Source organism: Leisingera methylohalidivorans DSM 14336 (assembly GCF_000511355.1).
GTDB classification, from domain to species: Bacteria; Pseudomonadota; Alphaproteobacteria; order Rhodobacterales; family Rhodobacteraceae; genus Leisingera; species Leisingera methylohalidivorans.
Genome location: NC_023136.1, coordinates 209,809 through 221,831, shown reverse-complemented (window position 1 = coordinate 221,831; position 12,023 = coordinate 209,809). Strand labels below are relative to the sequence as shown.

The following is a 12,023-nucleotide window of genomic DNA, read 5'->3' as shown; positions in this document are numbered from 1 at the left end:
CTTAGGCTGCAGCTCCTGTCACACGCTTGAGAGCGAAGATCAGCGAAGCATCGTCAAACGGCTTGGTGATCCAGCCGGTGGCGCCGGCGCCGCGGGCGCGGGATTTCAGCTCAGGAGCGCTTTCGGTGGTCAGAACCAGGATCGGCACCTTGGAATTGATCCCGGTGCCGCGCAGCTCCTCGATCACGCCGAAACCGTCGAGGTTGGGCATGTTGATGTCGGTAATCACGACGTCCGGATCCACGTTGGGATACATGTCCACGCCTTCGCGGCCATCGACCGCGCAGTGATATTCAAAACCGGCCTCTTCCAGGGTCGCGGCCAGAAGATTCCGGATGGTGCGGGAATCGTCGATTGCCAGAACTTTGGTCTTCATGCTGTTTCCTCGTCTTCAAATCGGTTGGGCTCCAGCCCCAGAAGCGTCAGGGACTTGCGGCAGGGTTCGGTTATGTTGGTGACGGAGAAGCCTACCCCCTCGGACCGCCATTGCTGCTCTGCACCGAGCAGAAGCTGCAGGCAGCGGGAGGGCATCAAGGCAACGCCGCGGCAGTCAATTTCGACTGCTTTGGAACGTGCCCCTTGAAGAAAGGCGATCAGCGGATCCAGTTCCGCGAAGGCATTGGGCAGATCCAAAATATGTTTTTGCGTTTCCGTAGTCATTGTCGGCGATTCGCACCCCCGTTGTCGGCGATCAGTTCGAGTTCGATGATGGAATGGATATGCGGCGGGCCTTAACATTTGATTGCCGGCTCGCCCGCGTAGAGGGGGATTCTTAAGGAGATTGGCTGCCATTCAGCCGGGGAAATCCCCTCAATTTTTATCTGTGCCGGAGGGGCTGTAGAAACACCTGCCGGCTGCTGTGAGAGAGCGGATTCGATCTATTTGCAACCTGAGGGTGTATATTTACTCAGCCTTTACCGAGTAGCGCTGTAGCACTGCAGAATTCAGTATTTTTTGCAATGATGCGGGGTGGATCGCCCCCCTCCGTAAGCCGCAAATTAACGTATGCCGCGCATCCTAAGAAACATCATGTTTTGCGGGAGCCTAAACCGCAATGCTCTTAGGAGGACGGAATGAAAGCGCTAAAATCGCTCAAGCTGGCATATAAGTTGCCGCTGTTTATTGTTGGGTTCTGTGTGCTCGTGACGGCGATTCTCGTCACGATCAGCACGGTCAGCTTCCAGAACAGTGCAGAGAAAAATGCCGAAGACCAGTTCCGCTCTATGGTGGCGGACCGGAAGTTTGCGGTACAGACACTGTTGGACGGAATTCATGCGGATGTGCAGACACTGGCGGCAGTGCCGTCGACTGCAACCGCGATCGAATGGCTGACGATGACCTGGAACGATCTGGACGGAAATCCGGGGCAGATCCTGCGTCAGGCCTACATTGACGATAACCCGAATCCGCTCGGGCAGAAGCATCTGCTGGCGCGTGCGAAGGGTGACTCGCCTTATCACATGCATCACGAAAGCTTTCATCCGGCGTATAAGACCCTGATCGAAAGCAAGGGCTACTATGATGCCTTCCTGATCAACCTGGCCGGCGACATCGTTTATTCGGTGTTCAAGGAAAGTGATTTCGGAACCAACATGATGAGCGGCCCGTATAAAGACTCCGGCTTGGCTAAGGCGTACCGCTCTGCCCTGGAAGGCAGCCGCGGCGAGGTGTTCTTTGCTGATATGGACCCCTATGCGCCCTCTGCCGGTGCCGCAGCGGCCTTTGCTGCCGCACCTGTTGTGAACGACGCTAATCTGACGGTCGGCGTGCTTGCAGTGCAGATTCCGGTGGATCTGATGGGGGCCATTGTCAACAATGACCAGGGTATGGGGCAAACCACCCAGATCTATATTGCCGGCTCAGACATGAAAGCCCGGACCACTTCGCGGTTCGAAGGTGGCTATCAGGTGCTGTCGCAACTGCCTTCGACCCCCCAGATCACAGCGGCCTTCGACGGAGACTCGCACGTCCAGAAAGGTGTCCCCGGGCTGACCGGCCATACCGTGCTTGCCTATTCCGAGCTGCTGCCGCTGGAATTCGCAAATTGGGCAATCATCGCCGAACAGGACTGGGCCGAACTGATGGCGCCGGCGGTGAAGAAGCGCAACATGCTGCTCCTCGCCTCGTTGATCTGCGCGGCTGTCATGTCCTTCTGCGGCTGGCTTTTCGCGCGCTCCATCACGCGGCCGATCGACCGGATCTGCAGCAATATGGAAGCCGTGTCGTCCGGTGAACTCGATACCGATATCGAAGAGGCGAACCGGGGCGATGAAATCGGAAAGATCGGAAAGACCCTTGTTTCGATGCAGGACGACCTGAAACTGGCCCGTGCCGCAGAAGAGGAACGCGCGGAAATGCAGCGGCAGCAGCAAGAAGTTGTCGAAAGCCTAAGCGCCGGGCTGATGCAGTTGGCAGAAGGCGATTTCTCCCAGGCGATCAAGGACGCGTTTCCGCAGGAATACGAGCAGTTGCGGGAAAACTACAACAGCACGGTCAGCAACCTCAGCTCCACGGTCCGGCAGGTGATTGAAGCCTCTGGGAGCATCCGCAATGGCGCCGCTGAGATCAGTCAGGCGTCGGACGACCTGTCTCACCGCACCGAAAGCCAGGCGGCCACGCTAGAAGAGACGGCTGCGGCATTGGATGAACTGACTGCGTCTGTGAAATCCGCTGCCGAAGGCGCCCGCAGCGTTGAAACCACAATGGCCAAGGCCCGGACCGAAGCGGAGAACAACCGGGAAGTTGTGCAAAGCGCCGTTTCCGCGATGACCGAGATCGAGCAGTCCTCGAACCATATTTCGCAAATTATTTCGGTGATTGACGACATTGCTTTCCAGACCAACCTCCTGGCGCTGAACGCCGGCGTCGAGGCTGCGCGGGCGGGTGAAGCAGGCAAGGGATTTGCCGTGGTTGCCTCGGAAGTGCGCGCTCTGGCGCAGCGGTCTTCGGATGCAGCGATGGAGATCAAGACGCTGATCGGCGACAGCACCAAACAAGTCGAGCGCGGCGTTGATCTGGTCGGCAAGGCCGGCGAGGCGTTGCAAAGCATCGTCGAGCAGGTCACCCATATCTCGCAACTGGTATCCGGCATTGCCGAAGGCGCGGCTGAACAGTCGACAGGCTTGCATGAGATCAATACCGGGGTCACCCAGCTGGATCAGGTGACGCAGCAGAATGCGGCGATGGTGGAAGAAGCAACCGCCGCTGGTCATATGCTGAACACTGATGCTGGCAAGCTGACTGAACTGGTTGCCCAATTCCGGGTGGCTGACGGCGGCGCAGCCCCCGCTGCAGCCCGTACCGCCGTCTCGGCGGCGACCGCTCCGGCGGCCAAACCTGCGCCCTCGGCACACGGTGAGGCAAAGTGGGAGATCGAGGCCAGCCCGGTGCCAGCCGCGGCGGCCGCCAACGGCAATGCTGCGCGCGATCTCTGGCAGGACTTCTAAACACTCACCGAAGGCGCCGCGGCCCTGGTTGCGGCGCCCTCACACATGTCGACCTGTGCCTGCAATTCTGAGGGCATTGCAATTTGACTGGGGATGCCATTGCCTTCGCGAAATATATTGATCATTACCACTGACCGCAGCTTTGCCCGCAATTTGCAAAGCTACATGGAAACCGCCTACCCCGGCATGAAGGTCCTATTGGCCAACAATCTGATGATGGCCTACAATCAAGCAGAGGCCGCGCAGCCGGCTTTTGCCTTTGTGGAAGACGGATTTTCCAAACTGCCTGAGTTTGAAATGATGATGGCGCTGTTTTCTGCCATGGACACCCGTTGGGTGGCCGTCATGGACTCTCAGGCCGCGACGCCGGCCAGAAAGTCCTCGCCGCTGCTGGATGTCGGGGCGGGCATTTTCGAGCTGACGAAAGCGGATCATCCCAGCCAGTTTGCCCAGTATTTCGACATGATGATCAATGCGCCGCGGCGCAGCGCCCGTGCGGCCCCGGGCATCGCCGGCGCCCGGCCTTCTGCCGCAGCCGCTGCCAGCAAGAAGCTGATCCTGATCGGGTCTTCTACCGGTGGTGTCGAAGCGTTGCGCAGCATTCTGGTCGGCTTCCCCTTTGACTGCCCGCCGACGCTGATTGTTCAGCATACCGGCAGGAACTTCGGATCCGGTCTGGTGTCGCTTCTTGACCGGCTGTGCCCGGCGCGGGTGCGTGCCGCCGAAGACGGAACAGCCTTGGAGCCGGGCCATGTCTATGTTGCTGCAGGTCAGCGCCGCCACATGGGGCTGAGCAGCCGCAAGCCGCTGCGCCTGCGGATGAAGGACGGACCTGATATTTCCGGCCATACTCCGTCTGTAGACGCTCTGTTCACCTCTGCCGTGCCTTATGGAAAGGATGTTGTAGCCACGATCCTGACCGGTATGGGCCACGACGGCGCCCAGGGGCTTCTGGAGCTGCGCAAGGCCGGGGCGAAAACCTTTGCCCAGGACGAAAAGTCCTCGGTTGTCTACGGGATGCCCAGGGTGGCCTGGGATATCGGCGCCGCACAGCAGCAGGTACCCCTGCCACGGATGGCCAGCACACTGTTACAAGCCAGCAAGGCCTGAACGTAACACAGGAAGGACCCAAAACATTGACCACTGTTTTCGCCAATTCAAAGTCTGTAACAGTTCTGCAAGGGGAATACCGGGTGGCCACTGATCCGAAGACCGTTTTTTCAACGGTGCTCGGTTCATGTATTGCAGCCTGCATTTATGATCCGGAAAATGGTGTGGGCGGAATGAATCATTTTCTGCTGGCCAACGCCCGCCAGGGCGGCGCTGCCAATGCCCGGTATGGAATCCATGCGATGGAACTTCTGATCAACGGTGTTCTGAAGAAGGGGGCAATCCGGTCCAACCTGAAAGTCAAGGTGTTCGGCGGCGCCAAAATGTCCGCAAACCTGTCGGACATCGGCGCAGCCAATGCCAATTTTGTACAGCAATTCCTGCGAGATGAAGGCATTCCCTGCATTTCCTCCAGCGTTGGCGGCACCTCGGCCCGCCGGGTGCGGTTCCATGCGTGTTCCGGCGCAGCTCAGCAAACCCATGTACAAGACGACCGCAAGCTCGGCGAACTGGAGCAGCGCGCGGCGGCGCGGCCCATTCCGGCTCCTGCTCAGGCTGGCGGAAGTGCAGGCGTGGTCGACCTCTTCTGATTTGGAACGCCGGCAAAGGCCAGTTCGGGCAGCCGAAATTTTTGTTTGCCCGTGCCTGCCCGCAGAGGTAGTTCCTAGAAGTGATGACAAATATCCAGGCTGCAGTTTTGGCATTCCTGGTTCCGCCCCGAGCCTGGCGGGGCCTTTTGACTTCTGTTGCCTTGTTTTTGGGCTTGGCGGCCATGGCGCAGGCACAGATTACGGTCTTCGCTGCAGCCAGCACTAAAACAGCGCTGGATGAGGCCGCCGCCGGCTACATGGCTGAAACCGGACAGGCCGCCATTTTGTCTTACGCAGGCTCTTCGGCGCTGGCACGGCAGATTCAGCTTGGCGCCCCTGCGGATGTCTTCATCTCGGCCAATCCCGGCTGGATGGATGTGTTGCAGCAGGACGGGCTGATTGCTCCTGCCTCGAGGCTGGATTTGCTGACAAACCGGCTGGTTCTCATCGCACATGGAGCAGATGCCGCGCCGCTGGACCTGGAGACTGTTGACCTGGGCGCACTGCTGGGCGAAGGTCGGCTGGCGATGGCGCTGGTCGATGCGGTGCCGGCCGGGATCTACGGCAAAGCCGCACTGACCGCATTGGGGCTATGGCCCTCCGTTGCGTCCAAAGTGGCGCAGGCCGCCAATGTGCGCGCTGCCCTGGCGCTGGTGGCATCGGGCGAGGCGCCATTGGGTGTGGTCTATGCCACCGATGCGGGGGCAGGCAGCAATGTCACAGTGGTCGCGTCTTTCCCGGAGGGCAGCCATCCCCCGGTCCTCTACCCGGCTGCGGTGATCTCAGGCGGCAATGCAGCTGAGGCCGGGGCGTTTCTCAACTACTTGCGCAGCCCGGCAGGCCGCGGCATCTTTCTGCGCCACGGATTCGGAGCGGCTGATCAGTGAGCGCCGCTGCGGCATGGCTTGGACCCGAGGAATGGCAGGCAGTGATGCTGTCACTGCGGGTATCGCTCTGGGCAACGCTGGCCGCGCTGCCGCTGGCGGTCTTTGTGGCCTATGCGCTGGCACGCTGGAAATTTCCTGGCAAGCAGCTTCTGAACAGCCTGGTGCATCTGCCGCTGATCCTGCCGCCGGTTGTGACCGGCTATTTGCTGCTGATGGTGTTTGGCACCAAAGGGCCAGTCGGCGGTGCGCTGCAGCAGATCGGTATCGTCTTTGCTTTCCGCTGGACCGGAGCAGCGCTGGCCGCGGGTATTATGGCCTTTCCGTTGATGGTGCGGGCGATCCGCCTGTCGGTTGAGGCAGTGGATCCCAAGCTTGAACAGGCCGCTGCCACGCTGGGTGCTTCACGGGCGTTGTGCTTTGCCACCGTCACACTGCCGATGATCCTGCCAGGTCTGATTGCCGGTACAGTGCTGGGGTTTGCCAAGGCAATGGGAGAGTTCGGGGCGACGATTACATTCGTCTCCAGCATTCCGGGGCAGACACAGACGCTGCCGTCAGCGATTTATACTTTTCTGCAAGTGCCCGGCGGTGAGACCGCAGCACTGCGGCTGACGCTGGTGTCGATTGCCATTGCACTGATGGCTCTTCTGATATCGGAATACCTGGCCCGCAAGGCAGCCGACAGGTCAGGAGGGCGCTGATGCTGTCGGTTTCATTGCAACACAGGCTGCCGGATCTAGGCTTGAATGTTCAATTCGAAGCCCCGTCAGGTGTAACCGTGCTGTTTGGCAGATCCGGAACGGGTAAGACCACAGTGATCCAGGCTGTAGCGGGCTTGTTGCAGCCGGATCAGGGACGGGTGACGCTTGGCGGCGAGGTGCTGTTTGACACAGGCCAACGCAAGTGGCTGCCGCCGAACAAACGCCGGATGGGCTATATCTTTCAGGAGGGGCGGCTGTTTCCCCATCTGACCGTGCGGCAAAACCTGCTGTTCGGGCAATGGTTTGCGCCGCGTGGCGCCAAACGGGAAAGCCTAGACCGGGTGGTGGAGCTGCTGGGGATCGGCCCCTTGCTGCAGCGCCGGCCGGGGCTGCTGTCCGGGGGGGAAAAGCAGCGGGTGGCGATCGGCCGGGCGCTGCTGGCGGCGCCGCGGATGATACTTGCGGATGAACCTTTGTCGGCACTGGATGAGGCGCGCAAAGCTGAGATCCTGCCCTATTTCGAGCGGTTGCGGGACGAAGTCGGTATTCCGGTACTTTATGTCTGCCACTCGGCCGCCGAGGTGGCCCGGCTGGCGACAACGGTTGTAGTGCTTCAGGACGGCCAAGTGCAGCGGCAGGGCAGTGCTGCTGAGGTTCTGAGCGACTCTGCGGTCCTGCCAGCCGGGGTGCGTGCCGCTGGCGCGCTGCTGGAGGCGCAGGTGGCACGCCACCATGCCGACGGTCTGACAGAACTCAACGCCGGCGGCGTGCCGCTGTTCCTGCCGCAAATCGCTAAGTCGATTGGCAGCCCGGTGCGGGTGCGGATCTTGGCGCATGACGTGATCCTGTCGCGGCACCGGCCCGAGGGCCTGTCGGCGCTCAATATTCTGCCGGGCACGGTTGAGCATGTCCGCACCGGCAGCGGCCCTGGCGCAATGGTGTCATTGCAGACGCCCGCAGGCCGGGTCCTGGCGCGGGTGACACGGCGGTCGGCGCAAGCCCTGGAGCTGGAGGCAGGGGCAGAGTGTTTTACCGTGGTCAAAACTGTCTCCATCGCGCCGGAGGATATCGGCGCTGGCGGGTAAGGCGGTCCGCGTCTTCAAAAATACCAAAACAATCCTTCAGGTATTCTTGCTACGGAAATAAGTTCGGTTGCGGCCGCGGGGCGGCTATCAATGGGGCAGCAGTTCAGCAGGAAAGGCAGCCGATGACCAAACGATCCTATTACGCCCCAGAAGGCGGGTTGCCGCCGCAGACCCAGCTGCTGACCGACCGCGCCATGTTCACCGAGGCTTATGCGGTGATCCCCAAAGGCACGATGAGCGACATCGTGACAAGTCTGCTGCCCTTCTGGGACAAGGCTCGGTTCTGGGTGCTGTCGCGGCCACTGTCGGGATTTGCCGAGACATTCTCGCAATACATCGCCGAGGTTCAGCCAGGCGGCGGCAGCGACCGGCCGGAAACAGAGCCCGGCGTGGAAGCGGTTCTGTTCGTCGTGAAGGGCTCGATGACCCTGGCCATTGATGGCGCGGCACATGAAATGGAGGAAGGCGGCTATGCCTTTCTGCCGCCGCACGCCAGCTGGTCACTGCGCAACAACGGGGACGCACCAGTGCGTTTCCACTGGATCCGCAAGGCGTATCAGGCCGTTGCGGGGCTGGACGCGCCCGAAGCCTTTGTCACCAATGAAAACCATGTCGATCCCACTCCGATGCCGGAGACCGAAGGCAAATGGGCGACGACGCGGTTTGTCGATCCGAACGATCTGCGCCACGACATGCATGTGACGATCGTGACTTTCGAGCCCGGTGCGGTGATCCCGTTTGCCGAGACCCATGTGATGGAACACGGGCTTTACGTTCTGGAGGGCAAGGCGGTTTACCGACTGAACCAGGACTGGGTCGAAGTCGAGGCTGGCGATTACATGTGGCTGCGCGCCTTCTGCCCGCAAGCCTGTTATGCGGGGGGGCCGGGCAAATTCCGCTATCTTCTGTACAAGGACGTGAACCGGCACATGCCGCTAGCCCCGCTGCGCTGACAGGCGGGCGGAGCACCCGGCCCGGATATGTGCCCGGGCGCTGCCCGGCTGTTCAGCCGGGCTGGGTTTCCACAGCTGCGGGCGCACCCAATCCATACGAAAGTTTTTCCGCGGCGTCCTTCACCAGGGCGCCGATGCCGTTGATGCCGGCATCCGGCATCCGGGAGGCGGGGCCGGAGATGGAGATCCCCGCCAGCACCTCCCCTTGCATGCCAAAGACAGGCGCCGCAACGCAGCGCATTCCCGGCGCCTTTTCTTCGTCATCGAAAGACCAGCCGCGGCTGCGAATTTGCAGGAGATCAGCACGTAAGGCTTTCGCTGAAATGAGCGTTTTCGCCGTGAACCGCTCCAGCGTCCGGCCGCGCAAAAAGCGGGCCAGCTGATCCTCGCCGAAACAGCTGAGCAGCGCCTTGCCGATGCCGGAGGCGTGCATTGGGGAGATGGTTCCCGGCGGAAAGAAAGCGCGGATCGATTCATGCGTTTCCACCTGGCTCACGAACATCACGTCGCCATTGCGTTCGATCCCGAGATTGGAGGTCTCGCCGGTGGCTTCCATCAACTCCCGCATTACCGGCCGTGCCCGTTCGATCACACTGGAGCGGCGCAGGAAGGCGGAGCCGAGGCGGAACGCCATCGCACCGATGTGCCAGGTCTGCGACTGAGGCTCTATCTCGACGATCTGGCGCGCCTCCAGCGTCGCGAGCACCCGGTACATGGTGGCCGCCGACTGACCCAGCCCCGTAGACAGTTCCGTCAGGGTCATGCCACTGGCGCCGGCCAATGCGTCCAGCACATCCAGTGCCCGGTCAAGAGCCTGGATCGTGGTCGGCTGGCTGGCGGAGTCAAAGCCTTTGGGGCGGCCTTTGCGGCGTGGCGGCTGGGGCATTTTCAAGCCTCCCGAGGTAATTCAATAAGCAGCTTATGGATAAAACTGAAAATCACTTCTGTACAGTGAAAAAACTGAATGCGTTGATTTTATTTAGAAAATAACCCCAGATCGTGTTTGTGAAAGCTTTTTTCAAAAAAGTGTCCCTGTGGGTGCATTGCATCTAAAGTGAAGGAAATCGCCACAGGAGGGCACGACATGAGCTTTCAAAACCCGGTTTTCATCCCCGGTCCGACCAATATGCCCGAAGCGCTGCGTAAGGCGGTTGACATGCCGACGCTGGACCATCGCTCACCGCTGTTCGGCCAGATCTTGCATCCGGCGCTGGCCGGCGTGAAGAAGATTCTGAAAAGCGAAACCGCCGAGATCTTTGTCTTTCCGTCGACCGGCACCGGCGGCTGGGAGACCGCGATCACCAACACGCTGAACGCCGGCGACAAGATCCTGGCCGCGCGCAACGGCATGTTCAGCCACCGCTGGATCGACATGTGCCAGCGCCACGGGCTGGACGTTCAGGTGGTTGAGACCCCTTGGGGCGCTGGCATCCCCGCCGACCGTTACGAAGAAATCCTGACCGCTGACAAGGGCCACGAGATCAAGGTGGTTCTGGCCACCCACAACGAGACAGCGACCGGCGTCAAATCCGACATCGCCGCCATCCGCCGCGCGCTGGATGCCGCTGGCCACCCGGCGCTGCTGTTCGTCGACGGCGTGTCCTCGATCGCCTCGATGGATTTCCGGATGGATGAATGGGGCGTCGACATTGCCGTCACCGGCTCGCAGAAAGGTTTCATGCTGCCGCCGGGTCTGGCCATTGTCGGCTTCTCGCCCAAGGCGATGAAGGCCGCGGACACCGCGACCCTGCCGCGCACCTTCTTTGATATCAAGGATATGGCCGCCGGTTATGCCAACAGCGCCTATCCCTACACACCCTCTATCGGTTTGCTGAACGGTCTGAACATGGCTTGTGGTATGCTGCTGGACGAAGGGTTGGAGAACGTCTTTGCCCGTCACCACCGGATTGCCGAGGGCGTCCGCGCTGCGGTCCGGGCCTGGGGGCTGGAGCTTTGCGCCGTGTCGCCGGACATTTACTCTGACAGCGTCAGCGCAATCCGCACGCCGGACGGCTTTGATGCCAACAAGTTCGTGAGCCTGGCGGCGGAAAAATACGGGGTCGCCTTTGGCACCGGCCTGGGTGAGGTCGCGGGCAAGGTGTTCCGCATCGGCCACCTGGGCAGCCTGACCGACGTGATGGCGCTGTCGGGCATTGCGACTGCCGAAATGGTCATGGCCGACCTAGGGTTGAATATCCAGCTGGGTTCCGGCGTGGCAGCGGCACAGGACTACTACCGCGGCAACAGCGCCAACAGCGCCAAGGCCGCCGCTTAATGAAGGATACCGCTATGTATATCCCGACTTATGAAGACATGCTGGCCGCGCATGAGCGCATCCAGCCGCATATCCGGCGCACGCCGGTGCGCACCTCGGCCTATCTGAATGAGCTGACCGGCGCCGAGCTGTTTTTCAAATGCGAGAACTTCCAGGAGCCGGGCGCCTTCAAGGTGCGCGGCGCCAGCAACGCGGTGTTTGGACTGGATGAGGATCAGGCCGCCAGGGGCGTTGCGACGCATTCCTCAGGCAATCATGCCTCCTGCCTGTCTTACGCAGCAATGCGCCGCGGCATTCCTTGTAACGTTGTGATGCCGCGCACCGCGCCGCAAGCCAAGAAGGACACGGTGCGCCGGTATGGCGGCAAGATCACCGAATGCGAGCCCTCGACCTCCTCGCGGGAGGAGACCTTTGCCAAGGTGCAGGCGGAAACCGGTGGCGATTTCGTGCATCCCTACAATGACCATCGCGTTATTGCGGGGCAGGGTACCTGCGCCAAGGAGTTCGTGGAGCAGACCGATGGCCTCGACATGGTTGTGGCACCCATCGGCGGCGGCGGCATGATTTCAGGCACCTGCCTGACGCTGTCGACGCTGGCGCCGGAAACCAAGGTGATCGCGGCGGAACCGGAACAGGCCGACGATGCCTATCGCAGCTTCAAGGCAGGCTACATCATTGCTGACGATGCGCCCAAGACCATTGCCGACGGGCTGCTCGTGCCGCTGAAGGAGCTGACCTGGCATTTCGTCAGCACCCACGTCAGCGAGATCTACACCGCCTCGGATGCAGAGATCATCGACGCAATGAAGCTGATCTGGAAGCACCTGCGCATCGTGATGGAGCCGTCCTCGGCGGTGCCTCTCGCCACCATTCTGAAAAATAAGGACGCCTTCGCGGGCAAACGCGTGGGCCTGATCGTCACCGGCGGCAATGTCGACCTCGACAAGCTGCCCTGGATGAACAGCTAAACTGGGGA

The 12,023-nt window shown here is 61.0% G+C and carries 12 protein-coding genes; 9 read left to right on the top strand and 3 right to left on the bottom strand.

Annotated features, from left to right (window positions below):
* Position 1 precedes the first annotated feature (1 nt).
* Complete coding sequence (locus tag METH_RS22200) at positions 2-376, bottom strand: response regulator (RefSeq protein ID WP_024092563.1); 375 nt, start codon at positions 374-376, stop codon at positions 2-4.
* Positions 373-660 (bottom strand): STAS domain-containing protein, encoded by a 288-nt coding sequence (locus tag METH_RS22195; protein WP_044008846.1) that lies wholly within the window; start codon positions 658-660, stop codon positions 373-375. Before METH_RS22195 ends, METH_RS22200 begins: the two co-directional genes overlap by 4 nt.
* A gap of 413 nt (positions 661-1,073) precedes the next feature.
* Here METH_RS22195 and METH_RS22190 point away from each other — a divergent pair, with 413 nt between their 5' ends.
* The 7 genes from METH_RS22190 (at position 1,074) to METH_RS22160 (ending at position 8,772) form a co-directional block, all read left to right on the top strand.
* Positions 1,074-3,446 carry a methyl-accepting chemotaxis protein gene (locus METH_RS22190; RefSeq protein ID WP_024092561.1) on the top strand — a complete coding sequence of 791 codons (2,373 nt, stop codon included), beginning with the start codon at positions 1,074-1,076 and terminating at the stop codon, positions 3,444-3,446.
* 165 nt (positions 3,447-3,611) lie between these two features.
* Positions 3,612-4,556: a CheB methylesterase domain-containing protein gene (locus METH_RS22185; RefSeq protein WP_024092560.1), complete on the top strand. Its 945-nt coding sequence runs from the start codon at positions 3,612-3,614 to the stop codon at positions 4,554-4,556.
* 26 nt (positions 4,557-4,582) lie between these two features.
* Positions 4,583-5,146 carry a chemotaxis protein CheD gene (locus METH_RS22180; protein WP_044008845.1) on the top strand — a complete coding sequence of 188 codons (564 nt, stop codon included), beginning with the start codon at positions 4,583-4,585 and terminating at the stop codon, positions 5,144-5,146.
* A gap of 182 nt (positions 5,147-5,328) precedes the next feature.
* On the top strand, positions 5,329-6,033 hold the full coding sequence (gene modA, locus METH_RS22175; RefSeq protein WP_245603020.1) for a molybdate ABC transporter substrate-binding protein: 705 nt from the start codon (positions 5,329-5,331) through the stop codon (positions 6,031-6,033).
* Positions 6,030-6,734 (top strand): molybdate ABC transporter permease subunit, encoded by a 705-nt coding sequence (gene modB / locus METH_RS22170; protein ID WP_024092557.1) that lies wholly within the window; start codon positions 6,030-6,032, stop codon positions 6,732-6,734. The genes modA and modB overlap by 4 nt, the downstream gene beginning before the upstream one ends.
* Complete coding sequence (gene modC, locus METH_RS22165; RefSeq protein ID WP_024092556.1) at positions 6,734-7,819, top strand: molybdenum ABC transporter ATP-binding protein; 1,086 nt, start codon at positions 6,734-6,736, stop codon at positions 7,817-7,819. Before modB ends, modC begins: the two co-directional genes overlap by 1 nt.
* A gap of 122 nt (positions 7,820-7,941) precedes the next feature.
* On the top strand, positions 7,942-8,772 hold the full coding sequence (locus METH_RS22160; protein WP_024092555.1) for a bifunctional allantoicase/(S)-ureidoglycine aminohydrolase: 831 nt from the start codon (positions 7,942-7,944) through the stop codon (positions 8,770-8,772).
* Between the two features lie 52 nt (positions 8,773-8,824).
* Here the strand turns inward: METH_RS22160 and bhcR are convergent, their stop codons facing one another.
* Entirely contained in the window at positions 8,825-9,658 is an 834-nt protein-coding gene (gene bhcR, locus METH_RS22155) for an HTH-type transcriptional regulator BhcR (protein WP_024092554.1), read from the bottom strand.
* A 198-nt stretch (positions 9,659-9,856) separates the two neighbouring features.
* Here bhcR and bhcA point away from each other — a divergent pair, with 198 nt between their 5' ends.
* Both bhcA and bhcB read left to right on the top strand, forming a co-directional pair.
* Complete coding sequence (bhcA, locus tag METH_RS22150) at positions 9,857-11,047, top strand: L-aspartate--glyoxylate aminotransferase BhcA (protein ID WP_024092553.1); 1,191 nt, start codon at positions 9,857-9,859, stop codon at positions 11,045-11,047.
* Complete coding sequence (gene bhcB, locus METH_RS22145; protein ID WP_024092552.1) at positions 11,047-12,015, top strand: beta-hydroxyaspartate dehydratase BhcB; 969 nt, start codon at positions 11,047-11,049, stop codon at positions 12,013-12,015. The genes bhcA and bhcB overlap by 1 nt, the downstream gene beginning before the upstream one ends.
* The last annotated feature ends 8 nt before the right edge of the window (positions 12,016-12,023 follow it).

Bases quoted from the DNA above. Each gene is read 5' to 3' on its own strand.
- METH_RS22160 (WP_024092555.1), top strand. From the start codon at position 7,942: ATGACCAAACGATCCTATTACGCCCCAGAAGGCGGGTTGCCGCCGCAG.
- METH_RS22200 (WP_024092563.1), bottom strand. From the start codon at position 376: ATGAAGACCAAAGTTCTGGCAATCGACGATTCCCGCACCATCCGGAAT.
- METH_RS22185 (WP_024092560.1), top strand. From the start codon at position 3,612: ATGGAAACCGCCTACCCCGGCATGAAGGTCCTATTGGCCAACAATCTG.
- modC (WP_024092556.1), top strand. From the start codon at position 6,734: ATGCTGTCGGTTTCATTGCAACACAGGCTGCCGGATCTAGGCTTGAAT.
- modA (WP_245603020.1), top strand. From the start codon at position 5,329: ATGGCGCAGGCACAGATTACGGTCTTCGCTGCAGCCAGCACTAAAACA.
- bhcR (WP_024092554.1), bottom strand. From the start codon at position 9,658: ATGCCCCAGCCGCCACGCCGCAAAGGCCGCCCCAAAGGCTTTGACTCC.
- METH_RS22190 (WP_024092561.1), top strand. From the start codon at position 1,074: ATGAAAGCGCTAAAATCGCTCAAGCTGGCATATAAGTTGCCGCTGTTT.
- bhcB (WP_024092552.1), top strand. From the start codon at position 11,047: ATGAAGGATACCGCTATGTATATCCCGACTTATGAAGACATGCTGGCC.
- bhcA (WP_024092553.1), top strand. From the start codon at position 9,857: ATGAGCTTTCAAAACCCGGTTTTCATCCCCGGTCCGACCAATATGCCC.
- METH_RS22195 (WP_044008846.1), bottom strand. From the start codon at position 660: ATGACTACGGAAACGCAAAAACATATTTTGGATCTGCCCAATGCCTTC.